This window comes from Microbulbifer variabilis, from assembly GCF_052467165.1.
The window spans coordinates 3968086-3989458 of record NZ_CP174301.1; the positions used below are offsets into that span (position 1 = coordinate 3968086).

Genomic DNA, 21373 nt, shown 5'->3' on the forward strand with positions numbered 1-21373 from the left:
GCCGCCGCCAGCGGCCGGTCATCCTTATCCCTGCGATATCTCTCCTCCCGCCCCTCTCTGCACTATTCACTGCCGCGCGCCAATTTCGCATATTTCATTGCCACTACAGCCTAGACAACTTGTAGCCGCTATGGCGTAACATAGGTAAGGTGCTTACTGGAAAGAGATTATTTATGGCCCACCGCACCCAATTCCAGCTGCTAAGCAGCCGCCGTTTTCTGCCTTTCTTCCTCACCCAGTTTCTCGGTGCCTTTAACGATAATGTTTATAAAAATGCACTGATCGTGATGATTGCTTTCCGCTTGGTAGAGAGCGAGGCCAATGCCCTGATTAATGTGGCTGCGGGCCTGTTCATCCTGCCTTTCTTTCTCTTTTCCGCCTCCGCCGGGCAACTGGCCGACAAGTACGATAAAAGCCGTCTGATCAGGCTTATCAAGCTCGGGGAAATCTGTATTGGGGCACTTGGCGTCACCGCACTTTACAGTGGAAATAATGTATTCTGTCTCGCCGTGCTCTTCTTGCTTGGTATACAGTCCGCTTTCTTCGGCCCAGTTAAATATGCCATCCTGCCGCAACACCTGAAGCGCTCTGAGCTGGTTGGCGGCAATGCATTGGTAGAGATGGGAACCTTTGTCGGCATCCTTACCGGGACCATCGTCGGCGGCCTGCTGGCAGGGATAACCGGCCAGGGAGAAAACGGCCTCTTCTACCTAAGCCTGGTGATTATGGGGGCGGCAGTCCTGGGATACCTGACTAGTCGCAGTATTCCACTGGCTCCAGCACCAGCGCCAAACCTACGCGTCAACCCAAACCCTTTTACCCAAACAGAAAACATCCTGGTTCAGACTTCCAAAACCCCATCCATTTTCTACGCAATTATTGGTATTTCCTGGTTCTGGTTAATGGGTGCAGCCTACTTGACACAGATTCCCAGCTTTACCAAAAATGTTCTCGGCGGTGACGAATCCCTCGTCACCCTGCTGTTATGTACCTTTACCATTGGCATAGCCCTGGGTTCACTGCTATGTGAGCGCTTGTCGGATGGAAATATTGAACTGGGCCTGGTTCCCCTTGGGGCCGCCGGCCTTACTGTTACCGGTATTGCCCTATCTGTTTTCGGCAGCAATTTTGTCGAATTACAGCAGGCAAGCCTGGGCGCTTTCCTCAGCAGTGACGGAGCTTACCCAATCCTTACCTGTCTGGTTCTGATCGGTATCTGCGGGGGACTCTACATAGTACCTCTTTACGCGATGATGCAAGACCGTTCAGCCCCAAAAATTCGCGCACAAATTATCTCCGTCAACAATATCCTCAACGCGCTGTTTATGGTGGTCTCCGCCTTGCTCGGCCTGTTCTTCCTGAATATCCTGGAAGTCACCATTCCACAGTTCTTTCTGGTAATTGCCTTGATGAATGCCGCTGTGGCCACCTTCGTATTTACCAAGGTGCCCGAGTTTGCCATGCGCTTACTGATCTGGATGCTTTCCCATACGATGTACCGGGTAAAGCACGAAGGGTTGGAACAGATACCCGCAAATGGTCCGGCACTAATTGTGTGCAACCATGTCAGTTATGTCGATGCTTTACTATTGGCCGGCGCCGTGCGACGCCCGATTCGCTTCATCATGTACAAGCCCATTTACCAAATTCCGGTCTTGCATTTTATTTTCCGAACCGGGCGCGCCATTCCCATCTGCTCCAAGGCGAAGGACCCAGAGGGTTACGAAAAAGCTTTCCAGGAAATTGAACAGGGGCTGAAGAATGGCGATCTACTATGTATTTTCCCCGAGGGACAACTGACAAAGGATGGAGAAATACAACCGTTTAAAGCCGGTATTGAAAAAATATTGGCGCGAACCCCGGTGCCGGTAATTCCTATGGCGCTAAGGGGCTTGTGGGGCAGTTTTTTCAGCCACAAGGATGGGCACGCTTTTTCTACCTGGCCCCGGCGCTTCTGGTCCAAAGTGAGCGTAGTTGCCGGTAGTCCAATTGAGCCCCCCGAGGCCAAAGCAGAAATACTCCACGATGAAGTTTTAGAATTGCGCGGCGAACAGCGCTAAAAGCCCTTATTCCCGGGGCTGACCTGCATGCTCAGCCCCAGTTCATTGTTACGATACTGAGCCACAGTCTCCCAAACGCTAACCTTTCCCCACCTAGCTCCGCTCTGACGCTCCACTTATTGTACAGAATGTGCCTAGAGTATGGCTGTCAGTTATTTATACGACTCTGCACAATCCTATTCCCAGAATAAGCGGCGATGGCCAGAGAAAATCAATTTAAACTGCTGGGCAAACGTCGCTTTCTGCCACTCTTTTTATCTCTCGTCACCACCTTTTTCAACGATGATTTATTCCGGAATGCTCTACTGGTCATACTGGCATTCCAGCTGGCAAAGTCAGAAGCCAATGCCCTGATCAACTTCGCCACCGGTTTTTACTTACTCCCGTTCTTCCTATTTTTAGTTACCGCAGGGCAATTGGCAGATAGGGTAGATAAAAGCCGTATGCTGCGAATCATCAAACTGATAGAGATTCCTATAGTTCTACTGGGTGCGGCCGCCCTCTTTATTGGCAGTAAAATTCTGCAGCCCATTTGATTAACTGGCTCCACTGATTATTTATGACACGGCACCTCGACAAGCCCGCTTTATACTGCCAAGAATTATCGGCACTTCTGCGATTCACACTGAAACATGGCGGCCCCTCTCCTATTTGGTATGACTTACCCACAGGGGACTTCACAAAGACCACTCGTGCCGAACTGGAGCGGGCCATCGGTCAGAGCGAGCTACTGTGTATTTTTCCTGAGCTAGAAGTTGGTGAACGTACTTGGGATAGACGGATAGGGAAAATCCTTGCGCACAGTGAACTTCCAGTCATTCCGCTACTTTTAACAGGAAAGACGCAATCGGGTTCAATTCAAGATACACAGGGCAATAATGAACATCATCATCTATTTAGACGGCTTTATCTCCTCGCTGATAAGCCTATTAATGGCGCCAGTGTAAATAAAGCGAGTATTGAGCGACAGTTTTCTTACCTATGGAAAAAGTATTTCTAGCTTGAAACAAGCCAGGCAAATATGACTGCCACAACCTGCTAGCATTCTTATAACTAGCATCTTGATATTTCCACACTATTGGGCGGCGAGGCTGCGTTTACTGATGCCCTAGATACTTAGAGCCTCTCGGCAATATCCAGCGCTAATAATTCTATGAAGCGAGCATCAATGGCTCAGCACAATCAATTCAAACTGCTATGTAGACGCCGATTCCTGCCATTATTTCTGTCGCTGACTACCGCGGCATTCAATGACAATATATTCAAAAATGCGCTCCTGGTAATGTTGGCATTCCGCCTATCAGAAGGTCAGGCCAACGCACTGATCAACCTGGCTACCGGCTTCTATATATTGCCCTACTTCTTATTTTCCATTACCGCCGGGCAGTTGGCCGACAAGTATGACAAAAGCGTAATCATCAGAATATTGAAGCTGGCTGAGATTTTTATTGTGATACTCGGGGCCTATGCCCTGATTTACAACAGCCGTACCTTGGACTTTCTTGTGCTCTTCCTGCTGGCAGCACACACAGCGATCTTCAGCCCAGTGCAATATGCCATTTTACCCCAGCACTTGCAGCGCCAGGAGTTAATGGGCGGTAACGGGCTTGCACAAATGGGCTCCTTTGCCGGGGTACTTATCGGTACCATTGCCGGCTCTCTACTGGCTGGCTATACCAAACCGGGACAGCCTGGTCTATTCGATATAGGCTGGATCATGGTCATCGTCGCAATATTTGGCTACTTAACTAGTCGCTGGATCCCGACAGCACCATCATCGGCTCCCAAGCTACATATCGGCTGGAACCCCCTGTCACAGGCTTGGCGCATCTTACGGCTGACCATAAAAACACCATCTGTTTTTTATGCAATTATTGCCTGTTCCTGGTTTTGGCTGGTGAGCTCAGCCTATTTGGCCCAGATTCCCAGCTTCACTAGAAATATACTGGGCGCCAGTGAACCTGTTATCACCCTCATCTTATGCTGTTTATCTATTGGGGTCGCGGTAGGCTCACTGATGTGTGAGAGTCTCTCCAGGGGACGAATTACCTTCGGTATCGTGCCTGTCGGTGCGTTAGGTATAACACTGGCCGGTCTTGGGTTGGGTTGGAGTGCCGCCCAGTTTGAAACACTATCCGGGGCATCGGTAGCAGAGTACCTCCGCAGCGATGGCGCCTATGCAATCCTGATATACACCGCTTTACTGGGCATTTTTGGAGGTATTTTTATCGTTCCACTCTATACCATTATTCAGGACCGAACAGAAAAAACGGTTCGCGCTCAGGTTTTATCTCTCAATAACGTACTTAACGCTTTCTTTATTGTAGCTATCTCACTGCTGAATATCGTATTTTTGGACGTGTTGAAAATCACCATTCCACAGTTGTTTATTCTCATCGCTCTTTTAAATATTGCAGTCATAACCTTCCTCTTTTGCAAATTACCCGAATTTATTGTGCACCTGATAATCTGGTTTTCATCTCGCCTTTTGGTCCGCACAACACACGGAAACCTCAATCAAATACCCAAAAAGGGCGCGGCTCTATTGGCTTGCTCTCCTGACGGGAAACTTGCCCCTCTACTATTAATGGACACGTTTTCACGCCCTATTCGTTTTGTGTTGCCCAGGTCTATCTATGAAGCACCGGTATTGCACTTTATATTCAAGAATTACGGCACCAATCCCATCATCCATGACATAACCGAAGGTGAAGAGAAAGTATCTGGAGACATCCAAAATGCGCTAGGCAATGGTGATCTGGTTTGCTTATTCCCCAGTACTGGAACGGATAAAGATCATACCCAAGATAACCGGGTCTCTATCGACAGAGTTCTGTCCGGCATAACTACTCCCCTTTTTCCTATCTTTTTACAGGGGCTCAATACGCACAGAAATAATAAGAGTAAAAAGCGGCAGAAACTTCTGTCCAAAGTTCATATCACCGCTGGAGCAGCAATTACTCCTGAAGATACGAAAACCTTTCACCAATGATCTCCAAAGGGTACTTGAGCAATTGTTCGTCGGCGCCAGTAATGCCCCTAGCTCCCCAAAAGCCATATTGCAAACTCACTGGCCCGACAACCAGAGACAAGAAAAAAACCAGCTTTCCCAGAACTCTGGCCGTGACAGGTAAGACTTTGACCGCTTTTAAAATTGACGCGGAAACTCTGCAAGAGCAAATGCAAACTTGAAGGAGGAGTAGGGGGAGGTGATACCCGTCCACAAGAACGGGTATCTCGTTGACATCTAAGCCGCTTTGCCCGCAGCTTCAGCAGTAGCACCGCCTTTTCTCATCAGCCATAACGCGGCCACAAGAATAGTGGCCTGCAGACCTAGCCCCTGCCAAGTGGAGTAAATTCCCAACCAGTCAATACTGAATTGTACTGGAAGGGGTGAAATAGCAATCCAGGCCGCTTCCTGTAGCGCCGCCACCGCTTTTCCTGCGAGCACGAATGACAGGGCCAGCAGTACATAAGTGGTCGCAGAGAAGAACTTGCCAATCGGCAGGCTCACTGAGTAACGCATCAGGGCAAAGCCAACTACTGCGAGCAGGGCCACACCAGCGACAATACCTCCCCAGAGTGTGTTGTACTGACTTTCTGAAGTCTGCGCCAACAGCGACTGATAGAACAGAATAGTTTCAAAAATTTCACGATAAACCGCAATGAAGGCTAGGCCGGCAATCCCCCACAGGGCGCCAGTACTCAAGCTGCGATTGATACTATCTTGAATATATTTCTGCCACCCTGACGCCTGTGTCTTACTATGCATCCAGAAACCTACATAGAAGAGCACCATTGCGGCCAACAGCGCAGCGACACCTTCCATGACCTCACGGCTGGCACCGCTGATGGTGATAACGCTTTGGGCCGCAACCCAGGTGGCAAAGCCAGCTGCAAATGCACCAATCCAACCCAAGTGCACAAATTTGAGGGCATCGCGGCGTCCAGTCTTCACCAGAATTGTTGTCAGCGCAATTACCACCAGCAGGGCCTCCAGCCCTTCACGCAGTAGGATTACCAAGCTGGCAATAAACAAGGCGGCGCCGGACAGATTGCTATCCTCCATCAGTGCTTCCGCCTGAGCCAGTTGCTGCAGAATCGCCTCAACCTGATCTTCAACCTGTTGTGGGTCGCTGTCTGCGTTCAGTTGTGCACGCAAACCCAGCAGTTCACGCTCAGTGGCCTGGCGCAGATGCACATCCAGTGAATCCAGCGAGTTCTCAGCCATCTCAAAGCCATCCAGGTAAGCGCTGATAGCCAGAGTACGGGCACTGACAAAGTCGCCCTGCTGGTAGGCTTGCAGGGATTTTTGCAACTGTACACGCGCGACATCAATTGGGGTGTCCCCCTCTTCCATTGCAGTGCTAAACAGCGCGCTGGGATTTCCACGCAGAGCCGCTACTGACTGGGGGGAAAAATCCGGACGGTCGCTTCGCAGTACCTGTGGGCTGTACATCACTAGATCCTGCAAGCTCAGCTTCGGTTCTGCAGCGTCAGCGCTTTCTCCTGTAAAAGCCAGGCTCCCCACGAAAAAAGCCAGTGACCAGCGCTGCTGTTCGTTGAGGTTCTTGAATGCTGTCATGGCAGTACCGTCGATACCATTGCTAATGGCATCATAGAGCCCAAGCAGCGAGCGATTCTCAGCCCGCTCGCGCTCGTGGAAATCGGTCGGTGCAGGTTCCAGCTGGGCCGCCAGAGGGCCATCCCCTTTACCTTCCACACCGTGGCAAGCGATACACTGAGCCTGATAGAGGGCACGACTTTCATTAAGATCGAGCAGCGTGGTAGGCAGAGAAAGCGCTGGCGCAATAGACAGTAATCCCTGTCGCAATTTAGCCGTGTGCACCTGGACCTCGGCAATAGCTGCTTTGCGCTGAATCGCCTCCTGTAAAGCCCTGGCTTCGGCGCGGATTGTCACAGCCTCTGCGGAATCCGCGAGCTGTTGCCCACGGTCGATCAACAACTGGGCAAACTCCTCCATCTCAGCATATTCATCCGTGTTAATGATCTCACCGTCGGCCACCGCCTCCGGGTAATCCACACCTATATATTCCGCCATCTGCATAAGCTGGCGCAGCTGCTGCTCGGAAAGGCCTGCCTGCTGGGCCTGGGTGGGGATTATCGTAATCGCCAACAACGCCACAAACAGGCGGGCCAGGTATTGGGAAAGGCGCATGGAGAGTCCTTTTCTGTTGCTGCAAACAATGTTGAGAATATGGCGCATAATATAATTGATAACCATTCTCACAACAAAGTCCGCATGAACACTAACTGCTTCAGAGATAAGCTTGTAATTTATATTGCACACAATTACATTGCGTACAATATAAATTACAGGAGATGATCATGACTGACCTCTACTCGATTCCCGTCAAGACTGCCGCTGGTGAGACTGCAACTCTCGAAGACTTTAAGGGCAAGGTGATCCTGATAGTCAATACCGCTAGTAAATGCGGCTTTACCAAACAGTACAGTGGGCTGGAAAACCTCTACAAAGAGTACAAGGATCGCGGCCTGACTGTTCTCGGTTTTCCTTGCAACCAATTCGGCAAGCAGGAACCAGGCAGTGATGAAGAGATTCAGGAGTTTTGTGAGCTGAATTTTGGAGTCAGTTTCCCTGTTTACGCCAAGCTGGACGTAAATGGCCCCTCTGCACATCCACTGTTTGTAGAATTGAAGAAGCGTGCACCGGGGCTGCTTGGCACCGAAGGAATCAAGTGGAATTTCACCAAGTTTCTGATTAGTAAGGACGGCGAACAGGTAAAGCGCTACGCTCCCAAGGACACTCCCGAATCCCTCCAGGCGGAAATTGAGCGGATGCTGTGACTGTGGTCTGTGATGATGATTCCATAGAGCTGGCTCTCAATCGCCAGCTCTGCTTTGCCCTTTACGCCGCCTCCCGAGCTATGACCCGGGCATATCAGCCCATGCTGAAGGACCTGGATATCACCTACCCCCAGTACCTGGTATTGATGGTTCTGTGGGAGTGGGCCGCGGAGGGGGATCAAAGCCACAAAGATCGGAGCCTTGGAGCTCTTGGCCAGCGCCTCATGCTCGATTCGGGCACACTCACCCCCCTATTAAAGCGCATGGAGCAGCGCGGTCTGGTTCAAAGATACCGCGCCTCCTGGGATGAACGTGTCACCCTACTGTCGGCTACCGAAGTAGCTCTGGATCTTAAGCCCCGGGCCCGCGCCTGGGTACAACAACGCATTGACCAGTCTTCAATCACTAGGTCTGAAGTGGAGCAATTGCACGGAGACCTTTGGCAATTCCTGAATAAGCTGGGAAGTGAGACTGCCAGTTCACCTACTAAATAGACTCTACTGCTCCATTTATGCCCCCTCATTGGCCTCACAGTTTGAGGGGACATGTATTTATTAAATAAAATTCATTGAAAACCGATATAAAATAGGATGAAAAAACTACAAAAAAAAGAATAAAGTGCAAATTTAGGATAACCATTGACTGCAAGGTTGAAAAATATACATAATGTGTGAAATCCAGTCCGACGCGGATATCGCCAGACATGAAGACTGACATCTGTACATTTAGCCAGCATCATCTCGCCCTAGCTTCCTCGCTACGACTGCCGCTACGCGGCATATAATTTTCTCTCCCCCACCCCCAACAGAATTCCCAACTTTATTTGGACGGCGCATAGACAGCAGCAGAGCCGCTTGTTTAGCCTCGGAACAAATAAGGAGAACAAGCGAAAATGAGCACAAAGAAAGATAAGTTAGTCATTTTTGATACGACTCTGCGCGATGGTGAGCAGAGCCCCGGCGCCTCTATGACCAAAGAGGAAAAGGTACGTATTGCCCGTATGCTGGAGCGCATGCGGGTGGACGTTATAGAAGCCGGTTTTGCAATCGCTAGCCCCGGGGACTTCGAAGCCGTGCAGGCAGTCGCTGAAGCAGTGACCGAATCCCGGATTTGTAGCTTGGCCCGCGCGGTTAACGCCGATATTCTGCGTGCCGGTGAAGCCTTAAAGAAAGCCAACGCCTCCCGCATCCACACATTTATCGCCACCTCTCCGATCCATATGAAGTACAAGCTACAGATGGATCCGGAAGACGTGTTGCAGCAAGCGGTAAACGCAGTTAAAACCGCACGCCAGTTTACCGATGATGTGGAATTCTCCCTGGAGGACGGTAGCCGTTCCGAGCCCGATTTTATGTACCGCATTATTGAAGCGGTAATCACTGCCGGGGCTGGCACCATCAATATTCCCGATACTGTCGGCTACGGCGAACCAGAAGAATACGGTGCCATGTTCCGCCGGGTTATCGAGAGTGTCCCCAATTCCGATAAAGCCATCTTCTCCACCCATTGCCACAACGACTTGGGCCTGGCAGTAGCCAACTCCCTATCCGCCGTGATGAATGGGGTACGTCAAGTAGAGTGCACTATCAACGGTCTGGGAGAGCGCGCAGGCAATGCTTCCCTGGAAGAAATTGTTATGGCTGTGCAGACCCGCCAGGATCTCTACCCAGTAGAAACCGGTATCGATACCAGCCATATTGTACCCACTTCACGCATGGTTTCCTCAGTAACCGGCTTCCCGGTGCAGCCAAACAAAGCTATCGTCGGCGCCAATGCCTTCGCGCACGAATCCGGCATTCACCAGGACGGTGTACTCAAGCATCGTGAAACCTATGAAATCATGCGTGCTGAGGATGTGGGCTGGGGCCAGAACCGCCTAGTTTTAGGCAAACACTCCGGTCGTGCTGCCGTGCGCGCCCGCTACGAAGAACTGGGCATCAATTTCTCAGACAGCGAAGAATTCCATCAGGTATTCCTGCGCTTTAAAGAACTGGCTGACAAGAAACACGAAATTTTCGACGAAGACCTACACTCCCTGGTTGCTGAAAGTGAAGCTCCTGTGGAGCGCTTTCAGCTCAACGACCTGGATGTACGCAGCAAAATTGGCAGCGCCCCCCAGGCTTTTATCAGCCTGTCAATTGATGGCAAAGCTCACGAGACAGAAGCTAAGGGTGACGGCCCCGTAGATGCCACGTTTAAAGCCATTGAGCATATCGTCGATAGCGGTGCAGACCTGAAACTCTATTCCGTGAATGCTGTTACCCAGGGAACCGATTCCCAGGGATCAGTGACTGTACGCCTGGAAAAAGATGGCCGTTTGGTTAACGGGGTAGGGGCAGATACCGATATTCTAATTGCCTCCGCACAAGCCTATATGGATGCGTTAAACTTGCTCGCCAGTAGTGAGAGTAAAAAACAGGGCGTGTAAGTGAACGAACTGCAGCGAGCGGAATATTTGTCAGTACTTGGTGTCGCCAGCTATGCGCCGCGCTTCGTATTGCCGCTCGCACCGGAGCCTCGCCAAGCCCTGCTGCCACCGGCTGTAGAGGCTGCCCCACCCCCACTGCGACAGGCAGAGCCCGCTGCCAACCCTCTGCCTCAATCGGTAGCGCACATTGTCTCTACCCCAGAGCAGGCTGACACAGCTGTTAGCCCGCCGGATATTGCAACGCTTACCGGTGGCGTACCCCAAGTGCAACCTGCGGTCATTACGCAGGTTGCGCCGCCCCGACAGGAGGTTCGGCCATTTGTCCTCAATTGCTGGCGACTCGGGGAAGAGCTTCTCGCTGTGGACAGCCATGAACCCGGAGCCGCCCTACCGCTGGATGCCCTGTTTGGCAATATTGTACAAGCGATGAACTGGCATCAGTTATCGCGTCAGCAGGAGCGCTTGCACTGGCCTCTGGCACAAAACCGCTTTGGCCCGATAGCCGATGCCTCTGAAGCTCGAGATACTTTTTCCAGCTGGCTAGAAGCTTCCTGTGCCCGCCACCCGGTAAAGTCTATTTGGCTGATGGGCGATGAAGCACAGAAGTTTTGTACTCCCATTCCACTCGATGAAACTGTCAATAATTGGCAAGGGGTCCGTGTCATCGGCATGCCAAGCCTGTCCCTGTTGTTACAGGAACCCGAGCGCAAACGCGACCTCTGGCAATTACTGCGTGTAACTTACCCGGCAGAGACAGAGGCAAAATGAGTTTGCCGGCAGCTGTTGGGTTACGAAAACGCCTGGCAGGAGTAACTGATTGTGCAGCTCTCGCTGCGCTTGCACGCAGTGCTCACAGCCACCCGTGGAATGAAACCCAATACCGACAAAGTCTTGAGTCTGGACACCAAGGCTGGCTACTTGAGAATGAAGGGGAAATGATCGCCTGCTGTGTCATCAGCCATCTATTCGACGAGGTGGAAATCCTCGATGTAGCCGTCGCGCCTAATTGGCGCCGGCACGGCATCGCCGAGAGATTGCTCAAGGGGTTAATCACAGAGCTACCCGATGACATCCGGCGGCTACTGCTTGAGGTGCGCAGTTCAAATCTCGCCGCACTCTCGCTCTACCGCAAACTAGGTTTTTCTGAAGACGGCTTGCGTAAGAATTACTATCCCGCAGAAAACGGTAGCAGAGAGAATGCTGTACTCATGAGCCTCGCCCTGGACGATAGCGGGTCGTAAAATACCCACTGACGACAGAAAGGACCGTTTTCTCACTGCGCCTAGAGGGCGACTTTCAAGGGGGGCGCCCTGCCAAACAGCGTCACCACCCATCAGTTTTTGCGGCAGCATCACCGAGGTTCCCACTGATCCGACCGCGTAAAAAGAGTTATTGAATGACGCTATCGAACAGCAGCCCATCACTCCTCGAAGGCTCGGTGCCCGCTCACCTGCAGAGGCTGGCCCTTCCTATGGTATGGGGCATTCTCGCCGTAATGTCCTTCAATATTGTGGACACTTTCTTTGTCTCCCAATTGGGCAGTGCGCCACTGGCGGCCATGAGTTTTACCTTTCCCGTAGTGATGGTAATCAACAGCTTTGCTATCGGCCTGGGCGCCGGCACCTCATCGGCAGTCGCCCGTGCCTTTGGTGCCGGAGAAGTACAGGATGTACGCAGACTGGTTACCGATACTTCGATTTTGGCGTTACTGATCTCCCTGGTAATCTCAGTTGCCGGCCTGCTCACGATCCGACCACTATTCTCACTGCTTGGTGCGAGCCCTGAGCTACTGCCACTCATTGCCGACTATATGGTGCCCTGGTACCTCGGCACTATCTTCGTGATTGTCCCCACGATCGCCATGTCCGCCTTACGCGCCATCGGCAACAGCGCCTTGACCGGGCGTATTATGGTGGGTGTGGCCCTGTTTAACCTTATTCTCGATCCCATCCTGATCTTTGGGCTGTTTGGCTTCCCCCGCCTGGAATTACAGGGTGCGGCAATCGCGACGGTCATCGTGCGCGCACTGAGTTTCTTTGCAGCTCTTTATTTCCTGATTCGCCGCGAACACTTGATGGCCCCACCCCAATGGCATCTGGGCACCCTGATTGAATCCTGGCGCAAGATACTGGCCGTAGGACTGCCGGCGATACTGACCAATGTGATCATCCCCATGTCTGGCGGTGTCGTTGTAGCACTGGTTGCTGTGCATGGTGATGATGCCGTTGCCGGCCTGGGGGTAGCGATGCGTATTGAGCCGATGGCTCTGATTATCTTCTATGCGCTTTCAGCGGTAGTTGGTCCTTTTATGGGACAGAATGCTGGAGCTGGAAAAATCGATCGGCTGCGGGAAACTGTCAGCGTACTGGCACGTTTCTGCCTCATACTGGGCAGTAGCCTGGCAGTACTTTTATATTTTATTGGCGAACCTATCGCGCGCCTGTTTAGTGAGTCCCCAGAAGTTATCGCCGTGGCAGTCGCCTACCTCACCCTGGTGCCCATCAGTTATGCCGGTTACGGCTTTGTAATGTCAGCCAATGCCGCCTTTAACGGCCTTGGACGCCCCCTGCCCGCTACCATGATTTCCTTCTTGAGGGTGCTCGGTATCTACCTGCCCCTGGCTTGGCTGGGAAATCAGCTATGGGGAATGACCGGTTTGTTTGTTGCGACAGCCACATCCAATATCCTCCTGGGTATCCTTTCATGGTGGTGGCTACGCCACGATACCCGACAGCGTACGGCCGAAGTAGCCACCCCGGAGCAGCTGCCAGCCAGCTAAACAGCAGCCCCGGGCACACCGGGGCTTACTCCCCACCTCAGGCACTCCACTCACTCAAACGTCAGTACCAGTCAAGGAAGCGACCGCCACTTTTCTCTTCATGCACATTACTTCCACTTTTCCTCAATCGCTTCAGACACCACCGGCAAGCCTCACCTCAAATCCGGCATTTCCGGTGAAGGATCACTTAGAAATCGACCAATTCCCAACATGGTCGGTGACCTATGGAAGCAATGGAATACCCCCGCTCAATGCAGCGCCTGCTGCCTGAAAAAATCCTGTTAATCATATTCATTGGCTTGTTAGGCGGATGCGATCGGGATAACCCAACCCAAGAAAGCTCTGACTCGAGTGAGAATTTAAATAACTTCACTGAAAACTTGGATAATTCCCCCTGGATAATAAATATCGACAATAAACGCGCGCCCTATATTTACGAAGCCAACAGTCATGAACAGGTTCTGGTGAATGTACAGAGTGTCGATTCGGTAACGGTGAGTGAAAAAGATTATTCGAGTGTAACGGCCACCGGTATCCCCGACTATGAAACCAAAATTACTGAAGACCTGTACGAATGGCTCCTAAGTCGACCCAGGGTGGATACCGGTTTCGTCAGCGGCAATCCACTCCTACAGGTTGGCGATCTCATCAGATTTGGCCAGGACATCGGCTATCGCAGTAACTCTTCCTGTGGCGTGAATGCTGGCTATGATTACTGGCCATCAGGCCCGGTCTGCCCGGAAAATATCTCCCACGAGGGGTATTTTCCGCTGGTGCCGGAAGAGTCTGGGGAGGCGTGTGAAACTGGCCTGGGTGTCCAAGAGTACTGGGTTAACGGTACCTCTATCTATCAGTGGAGCGACGGCCAGGTTTTGGATGGAACCTTGCACACTCTGGCGCCAGTGGCAGAAATGTAGGATGTGGATATTTGCGGTGGGCACGCCGCACGTGGCGATTACCACCACCATTCCTATAGCGACTGCCTTGCAGAGCTTGTAGCCGACATAGGTAACAACCACCCACCCATTTACGGCTTTACTGCCGACGGCTATGCAGTTTATGGGTCCTCGGAAGAAGATGGTGTGCTGGCCAAAAGTAGCTGAGCTATCCGAAAATTACGACGATCCAACTCAATCAGCGGGTGTGGTTCTCCCGGAGAGAGGAACCGCCGGCTGGTCGACGAATAAAGCCTGGCACAGGGTTATGAAGTGCTGAATAAACCTGGTCCCAGTACCAGCGATACTTTTACCGCTCTGTCCGGCAATATCTTCAAAACTTCTGCCGGCTTCTTTTATAGGGATTACTACTGGGACCCGCATCTAACCGCACAAGGCGGCGCTTATCTGGACCAATAGAATGGGGCGAGCGTGGCTACCATTACCACCTGACCGTGACCCTGAGTGACAACACGCAGTTAATTCCAGCCTTCCCCTATACCTTTGGCCCACGCTTCTTCGGCAAGCTGGACGATCAAACCCTGGTAAATGTCTGCTCCGGTGAAGTCGGCGGCGGGCTGCCACCCAGACCACCTCCACGCCCCTGATTCCCTCCGTGACTCGACGGGACTCCAGCGCACAGACTGTGCGCTGGAACTCTGTCCATAAAAATATTGGGCTTTGCAAAAATTAACACCATTACCCCAGGCGCACTGTACACAATGCCCGGCGATAAATAATCATAGGTACAGGAGGAATTTGCTCTCTCTAAAAAATGACTGAATTACTTAGCGGCAAAGACATAGGACAGCTTTTCAGTTTAGGTTGTCGGGGGGAATTTCCAGTTTAGAAACCGCTTCTCAGTATAATTCTTGTACTGCATCCAGTATCAAAATGCACAGCAAGCATCCATATTTTGTCCACTTTTCTCGGGTAGTTTCAAAGTACTTATCCTTTGATGCCTCGGTGGATTATGAAAGTAAAAGCACTCTTAAATCACGACGGGTACTCGCTACTGTCCTATGCCCTCACCCTCACATTACTCGCTGGTGTACTGCATGGCTGTGGAGGTGGTGGAAACTCCTCCTCTGAAACAGAAACAAGCAGTGATGTGAGCAGCAGTGGCAGTGATGGCGATAGTGACTCTGGGGATAACAGCAGCGATGATGGCGGCTCGGGGGATGCCGGTGTTTGGATCATCAACACCACCGATGAGCGCGCTCCTTACATCTATGAGAATAACAGTAATGAACAGGTTCAGGTAAACGTACAAAGTGTCGAGTCAGTAACGGTGAATGGCAGAGACTATACACGGGTAACTGCTACAGGCATCCCCGACTACGAAATTCTTATCACTGACAATATCCTCAACGCGCTTCTCAGCCGCCCCAAAGTCAGCACAGACTTCCTCAGTGGCAGCCCTACAGTGCAGCCAGGGGATATTATCAGTTTTGGTCAGGATATTGGTTACCGCAGTAATTCCTCTTGCGGCGCTGAAGCTGGATATGGTTTTTGGCCACCGGGGCCCGTTTGCCCAGAAAACGTTTCCCATGAAGGCTATATTCCCAAAACGCCAGAAGTTGCTACCGAGGATTGCGAGACCGGCCTCGGCGTCCAGGGCTACTGGGTGAACGGCACCTCAATTTACCAATGGAGTGATGGCCAGTCAGTTAACAACACCTGGCACACTCTCGCACCTTTCGCAGAGGTCTACGATGTGGATGTCTGTGGAGGCCATGCCGCCAATGGCGACTACCACCATCACTTCTACAGCAACTGCCTCGCTGACCTGGTGGGTGATGTGGGTGATAGCCACTCACCAATCTACGGCTACACTGCCGATGGCTATGCCATTCACGGCCCCTGGGAAGACGACGACCAACTGGCACTGAGTAGTTGGGCGGTGCGCAACTATAACGATCCCAACTCGAAAACCGGCTGTGGCGATGCCGGAGAGCGGAGCTGTCTCTTGGTAGATGAATACAACATCAACCAGGGGACCCAAACCACCAATAATACCGGTCCCACTACCAGCGGCAGCTATACCTCACTATCGGGTAATGAATTCGATACAACCTCTGGTTTCTTTTACGAAGATTACTACTGGGATTCCGAATTAACCGCTCTGGGCGGAGCCTACCTTGATCAGTACAACGGGCACAGCGATAGCGAGCGCGGCTATCACTACCACCTAACGGTTACGCTCAGTGATGATGCCCAGCTGATACCGGCATTCCCATTTACTTTTGGGCCGCGCTTTTACGGAAAACTGGACGACCAAACTATCGTGAATCGATGCTCCACTACTGTTGGTCGTTAAAGTTTAATCATACTTGGAAGCGAGCAGCTTATGAAATTACACAAGTATTTAATTGCTGGGTTCCTGGTATATGCAGTGATCGGCACCCTCACAGTGATAGCCCAAGCCAATCCGCATACAGGACACGGTGGTGATCAGCACCCCATTGTGAAAATACCAATGCATATTGCCACACCGAGAATTGAGCTGAACATCAGCCGGGATACGATGTCCGGATTCAATTTACACATCGACTTTGACCGCTTCGAACTCGAATCACCTCGCGATGCCAGTGATACCCCACAAAGATTTCTTGAGGGCCACGCACATCTTTATATTAATGGCAAAAAAGTACAGCGCCTCTATGCCGCCGATGTGCACCTGCCAGAAAAGCTATTACGGCCCGGATTTAACCAAATCACTGTAACCCTAAATGCACATGATCACAGCACCTGGAGCCGTGGAGGTAAACGGATACTGGCAACCCTCTTTATACAGTGCGACCGGGAAAACTTCGTCTTACACCGGTTTTCCACTTCGCCAATTTCTCTCGGAGCTTCCGTTAAAAATCAGGCTCCAACACTGGGAGCCGCCCTTGCAAATAATTGAGCTTTTGTTCTGCACAGCAAAAGCTACTCACCCGCCATGGGAAAGAAAATCACCTGCGTATTTACTGCATAATTACTGTACGTGTACGCTTGTGTTACAACCTACCAGCACAGGCACGACCCAGGATCAACGGAACGGGAGGATTCGCCGCGTTTACAGCCTGAAGGACGAACCGGATACGATATGTCGTTAAATATTCGCTACAAACTCAGCTTGGCATTTTTACTGACCACCGCAATTACCGTCGGTGGTATGTTTGTATTTTTCCAGTGGAGTTTTAGCCACGGTTTTCTCGCCTACATGCGTGCACAGGAACTACGCGATGTTGAAGACCTTGTTCAAGCGCTGGAAGACTATTATGCACATAAAGGGAGCTGGCAGTCCCTGGAAGGCAACGGCCATGAATGGCTGGACCTACACCACCAAACTATCTTTCGCCAACTGGGACAATTACCACCACCGCCCCCTGGCGGCCCCGGCAGGCCTCCAAGGGGCATGGGTCCAGAAGGTGGCAGACCAGGAATGCCCCCACCCGCTGGTGACCGTCTCGGCCCACGCCTAAGCCTGCTCGATAGCGAAAAGCGCCTGGTGATTGGACGCCCCGCACCAGCAGAGAAATTGCTCTACCAACCCTTGACCATTGAAGGCAAGACAGTGGGGTTTCTCACTATCAACCCACCGGCATCCCTGTCCAATAATTATGAGCAGGGCTTTATACGGGAACAGTCACGTACTTTTGCACTGATCTCTATTGTCACCTTCATCCTGGCCCTTGGTATCGCCCTGCCCCTGGCCTGGCAGCTGGTTCGCCCCATCCGCCGCCTAGCTGAAGCTACCCATCGCCTTACCTCCGGCAATTACAAAACCCGTATCGATATTGAACGCAGCGATGAGCTGGGCCAGCTAAGTGCGGATTTCAACCGGCTGGCTGCAACCCTTGAGGCCAATGAACACGCACGCAATCGCTGGATGGCAGATATATCCCATGAATTGCGCACTCCACTGGCAGTGTTGAAGGGACAAATTGAGGCGTTACAGGATGGTGTACGCACCGCTTCCCCAAAAAACCTCGATATACTCCATGATAAAATTCACCAGTTAAATCGCCTGATCAACGACCTCTACGAACTCTCCCTATCTGACGTGGGAGCTCTTAGTTATTGCAAAACCGATATTCCCCTAGCTCCATTACTAAATGATATCGTCGATGATTTTCGCAGTGCCTTTGCGCAGAAAAATATAGCCTTGAAATTGACCAATAAACTAGGTGTAGACAGGCTTATCTATGCCGATGCGGCGCGCCTACAGCAGCTATTCGGCAACCTGCTCACTAACAGTTTGCGCTATACCGATAGTGGCGGCCAATTACGAGTTTCAGCCCGTGCCAAAGCACAAACCGTTATCCTCACTTTCGAGGATTCAGCCCCTGGAGTCACCAGTGGGGATATACCCCACCTTTTCGACCGCCTATACCGTACTGAAAGTTCACGCAGCCGCGAGACCGGTGGGGCTGGCCTGGGTTTGTCAATCTGTCAAAATATTGTCAAAGCCCATGAGGGCAGTATCTCAGCCACCTCTTCGCGCTTAGGAGGCCTGGAAATCAGTATTTTTCTCCCCCTTATTCAGCGGATCAAATGGTAGGAATAATGACCGCAAAAATCCTTATAGTTGAAGATGAAACCGAGCTGGCCAACCTGCTGCTGGACTATTTACGCGCAGCTGAATATCAAGCCGATATCCTTTCTGATGGCAATCAGGTTGTGCCCTATGTGAAGTCCCAATCGCCAGATTTAATTTTGCTGGACCTGATGCTCCCTGGAAAAGGCGGACTGGAAATCTGCGAGGAAATCCGTCGCACCAGTAACGTACCGATTATTATGATGACCGCCAGAATAGAGGAAGCAGACCGCCTGCGAGGGCTGGAAATTGGTGCGGACGACTATGTGTGCAAGCCGTACAGTCCCAGGGAGCTGGTAGCAAGGGTAAAGGCGGTATTACGTCGTACCACTGCCACCGGGCAACCAGACCTGGGCACGATACAACTGGAACCCAAAACCAGGCAGCTGCGTATTGGCGGCCGCGATGTTGGTTTGACCTCCCTGGAGTTTCACTTGTTTGAGCTGCTCTACAGTGAACCCGGCCGCATTTTTTCCCGAGAGCAAATCATGGATCGCATCTATTCAGATTACCGGGTAATCAGCGACCGCACTATCGACAGCCATATCAAAAAAGTACGCAAGAAAATAACCGCTGTACTACCAGACACAGAGCTTATTCAATCGGTGTATGGGGCGGGATATAAATTCGAGATGCAATAATAGCCTTGTTATTCACAGGCAAATTTTGGTGCTTATAACAACAGCTGGGGGCAAGCCCCAGCTAAAAAATTACAGGGCTTCGGTCGCCTTTTGCAGCCACTCAGCAGTCTTCTCATTGACCAGCGGCGTAATAGTATCGCGTACGCGCTGGTGATAGCGATTGAGCCAGTCCAACTCCTTTTTTGTCAGCAGCTCCACATCAATTAAACGGTGATCGATCGGCGCCAATGTCAGCTCCTCAAACTCCAGAAAACCGATGTAATCCGCACTCTCTTTAACGAAAACCAGATTTTCTATTCGAATTCCATATTGGCCGGTAAGGTAAAAGCCGGGCTCATTGGAAAGAATCATGCCTGGCTGCAATGCCACACCAGTGGCTACCTTGCCAATTCTCTGTGGTCCTTCATGCACACTTAAGAAACTGCCAACCCCATGGCCTGTACCATGAGCATAATCCAGACCCGCCTCCCACAGTGAGCGCCTTGCGATAGCATCTATCTGCTCTCCGCAGGTGCCTAGTGGGAAGCGCAGGGTGGCTATTGCAATGTGGCCCTTCAGTACTCTGGTAAAGTGCTCCTTTGCAGGTGCCGGAAATTTCCCCAGGGCCACTGTGCGAGTGACATCGGTGGTGCCATCCGGGTATTGAGCCCCGGAATCACACAGGTAAATGCTTTCCGCTTTCATCGCCAAGCTGGATTGATCACTCACCCGGTAGTGCACAATGGCACCGTTAGGTCCGTAGCCCGAGATAGTTTCAAAACTATTTCCGCGAAAACCCTCGCGCTCCTCGCGCTTGCTATACAGCAGTTGCACCGCCGACAGTTCGTCGAGGCCATTTTGAACCGCGCTGGGTAACTCGCACAGAAACTCACACAGTGCCGCGCCATCGCGCTCATGGGCGGCCCTGGAGCCGGCCAGCTCCACAGAATTTTTACAAGCCTTCGCCTCAATCACGGGATCGCGCTCAAGTAGCAACTGTAAATCCAGTTCGCGCAGCTGCTGCAGGGTCCAGCAATTGCTTATTGAGGCATCTACCCAGATCTTATTGGCATGGCGACGGCGCAAGTCTTCGAATAACTGCCCTTTTTCTGACACCAGTGTCACTTCGTGATCCAGATGCTCCAGCACCCCTTCACCAATAGCCTGCTCGGCCAGGTACAGTGTGGCACTGCCATCCCGGTACAACACCGCATTAGCCAGGGCAACGGGGAGGTGGGGAATATCATCACCGCGGATATTAAAAAGCCAAGCGCAGCTTTCGGGGTTGGGCAGCCAAAGGGCATCTACACGTTTTTCCGCCAGTAATCCAGCAATACGCTGGCGCTTTTCTCTAGAGTGCTCCCCGGTAAATACCAATGGATGTGGACGCGCGGCTCCACAGGGAGGGTGGGGCCGATCCCGCCAAACCGCATCTATTGGATTTTGTTCCAGTGGCCGGAGGGAGATATCCCTCTCGGCGAGACGCTTTTTCAGCAGTGCCAGTCCAGGTTCGGTATGTAGACGTGGGTCAAAGCCAAGCGACTGTCCTTCACGTAATTGATCGCAAACCCAAGCAGCAATAGCCTGACCATCAAGGTTTTCCAACTCAATGGGTTGATCCCCTATCTGCTGCTCTCCCTGCAATGTATAACGCCCATCGACAAACAGCGCTGCTTCCCTCTGACTGATTACTGCCATGCCGGCGGACCCGGTAAACCCAGTTATCCAGGACAGTCGTTCATCGGCGGCGGGTACATACTCATTCTGATATTCATCAGCGCGGGGAACCAGGAAGGCCTCCACCCCCTGCTGCTTGAGCTCACCACGCAACGCCTGCAACCTGTCCTGACTCATAGATCCCCCTTAGCTTACGAGAACTGCAAACCCGTTCACCAGCCTTGGCTGGTCCCACTGTGCAATCCGCCCAACATTGATTTGGCTGAAAGGCCAACTTTATTCGAAAGATGTCCAGAAGCGCCAGCCCTGACAGCAACACAGCCCATTGGAGCTTGGTCTTCGCTGATCAAGCTCACATATTGCCTAATTCGCAGTATACCCCACCCTCTAAACAGTACCGACGCATACAAAACCAACCTCAGCCACAAGAAAATCTGTATATAGGCATGTTCACAAATCG

19 protein-coding genes are annotated in these 21373 nt (G+C 51.7%); 17 read left to right on the forward strand and 2 right to left on the reverse strand.

What is annotated here, in order from left to right; all coding sequences use genetic code 11:
* Window positions 1-173: 173 nt before the first annotated feature.
* From ACJJIP_RS17685 to ACJJIP_RS17700, 4 genes are all read left to right on the forward strand, one after another.
* Window positions 174-2060, forward strand: coding sequence for an MFS transporter (locus ACJJIP_RS17685; protein WP_444945722.1), 1887 nt, complete (start codon window positions 174-176; stop codon window positions 2058-2060).
* 197 nt (window positions 2061-2257) lie between these two features.
* Complete coding sequence (locus ACJJIP_RS17690; protein ID WP_020411870.1) at window positions 2258-2596, forward strand: hypothetical protein; 339 nt, start codon at window positions 2258-2260, stop codon at window positions 2594-2596.
* A 23-nt stretch (window positions 2597-2619) separates the two neighbouring features.
* Entirely contained in the window at window positions 2620-3060 is a 441-nt protein-coding gene (locus ACJJIP_RS17695; RefSeq protein WP_444945723.1) for a hypothetical protein, read from the forward strand.
* 168 nt (window positions 3061-3228) lie between these two features.
* Entirely contained in the window at window positions 3229-5052 is a 1824-nt protein-coding gene (locus ACJJIP_RS17700) for an MFS transporter (RefSeq protein WP_444945724.1), read from the forward strand.
* Between the two features lie 255 nt (window positions 5053-5307).
* Here ACJJIP_RS17700 and ACJJIP_RS17705 read toward each other — a convergent pair whose 3' ends face one another.
* A complete protein-coding gene (locus tag ACJJIP_RS17705; RefSeq protein WP_444945725.1) occupies window positions 5308-7239 on the reverse strand; it encodes a cytochrome c/FTR1 family iron permease in 1932 nt (643 codons plus the stop codon).
* 170 nt (window positions 7240-7409) lie between these two features.
* Between ACJJIP_RS17705 and ACJJIP_RS17710 the strand changes: the two genes are divergently transcribed.
* From ACJJIP_RS17710 to ACJJIP_RS17770, 13 genes are all read left to right on the forward strand, one after another.
* Entirely contained in the window at window positions 7410-7889 is a 480-nt protein-coding gene (locus ACJJIP_RS17710; protein WP_020411865.1) for a glutathione peroxidase, read from the forward strand.
* On the forward strand, window positions 7886-8383 hold the full coding sequence (locus tag ACJJIP_RS17715; RefSeq protein ID WP_020411864.1) for a MarR family winged helix-turn-helix transcriptional regulator: 498 nt from the start codon (window positions 7886-7888) through the stop codon (window positions 8381-8383). Before ACJJIP_RS17710 ends, ACJJIP_RS17715 begins: the two co-directional genes overlap by 4 nt.
* A 398-nt stretch (window positions 8384-8781) precedes the next feature.
* The gene (locus ACJJIP_RS17720; protein WP_444945726.1) at window positions 8782-10317 is read left to right on the forward strand and encodes a 2-isopropylmalate synthase; all 1536 of its coding nucleotides are present in this window, start codon (window positions 8782-8784) and stop codon (window positions 10315-10317) included.
* On the forward strand, window positions 10318-11085 hold the full coding sequence (locus tag ACJJIP_RS17725) for a hypothetical protein (RefSeq protein WP_020411862.1): 768 nt from the start codon (window positions 10318-10320) through the stop codon (window positions 11083-11085). It begins immediately after the preceding gene.
* A complete protein-coding gene (rimI, locus tag ACJJIP_RS17730) occupies window positions 11082-11558 on the forward strand; it encodes a ribosomal protein S18-alanine N-acetyltransferase (protein ID WP_020411861.1) in 477 nt (158 codons plus the stop codon). The genes ACJJIP_RS17725 and rimI overlap by 4 nt, the downstream gene beginning before the upstream one ends.
* Window positions 11559-11713: 155 nt before the next feature.
* Window positions 11714-13096, forward strand: coding sequence for an MATE family efflux transporter (locus tag ACJJIP_RS17735; RefSeq protein WP_020411860.1), 1383 nt, complete (start codon window positions 11714-11716; stop codon window positions 13094-13096).
* 233 nt (window positions 13097-13329) lie between these two features.
* Entirely contained in the window at window positions 13330-14013 is a 684-nt protein-coding gene (locus ACJJIP_RS17740; RefSeq protein WP_444945727.1) for a hypothetical protein, read from the forward strand.
* Window positions 14014-14016: 3 nt separating this feature from the next.
* The gene (locus ACJJIP_RS17745) at window positions 14017-14199 is read left to right on the forward strand and encodes a YHYH protein (protein WP_353376957.1); all 183 of its coding nucleotides are present in this window, start codon (window positions 14017-14019) and stop codon (window positions 14197-14199) included.
* A 105-nt stretch (window positions 14200-14304) separates the two neighbouring features.
* Window positions 14305-14451: a hypothetical protein gene (locus tag ACJJIP_RS17750; RefSeq protein WP_020411857.1), complete on the forward strand. Its 147-nt coding sequence runs from the start codon at window positions 14305-14307 to the stop codon at window positions 14449-14451.
* 553 nt (window positions 14452-15004) lie between these two features.
* Window positions 15005-16351: a YHYH protein gene (locus ACJJIP_RS17755; RefSeq protein ID WP_444945728.1), complete on the forward strand. Its 1347-nt coding sequence runs from the start codon at window positions 15005-15007 to the stop codon at window positions 16349-16351.
* Between the two features lie 30 nt (window positions 16352-16381).
* Window positions 16382-16939 carry a hypothetical protein gene (locus ACJJIP_RS17760; RefSeq protein ID WP_444945729.1) on the forward strand — a complete coding sequence of 186 codons (558 nt, stop codon included), beginning with the start codon at window positions 16382-16384 and terminating at the stop codon, window positions 16937-16939.
* A gap of 183 nt (window positions 16940-17122) precedes the next feature.
* On the forward strand, window positions 17123-18580 hold the full coding sequence (locus ACJJIP_RS17765) for an ATP-binding protein (RefSeq protein WP_444945730.1): 1458 nt from the start codon (window positions 17123-17125) through the stop codon (window positions 18578-18580).
* A 5-nt stretch (window positions 18581-18585) separates the two neighbouring features.
* Entirely contained in the window at window positions 18586-19257 is a 672-nt protein-coding gene (locus ACJJIP_RS17770; protein WP_282951697.1) for a response regulator, read from the forward strand.
* Between the two features lie 69 nt (window positions 19258-19326).
* On the opposite strand, the gene ACJJIP_RS17775 is transcribed toward ACJJIP_RS17770, so the two are convergent.
* The gene (locus ACJJIP_RS17775; protein WP_444945731.1) at window positions 19327-21090 is read right to left on the reverse strand and encodes an aminopeptidase P family protein; all 1764 of its coding nucleotides are present in this window, start codon (window positions 21088-21090) and stop codon (window positions 19327-19329) included.
* Window positions 21091-21373 lie beyond the last annotated feature (283 nt).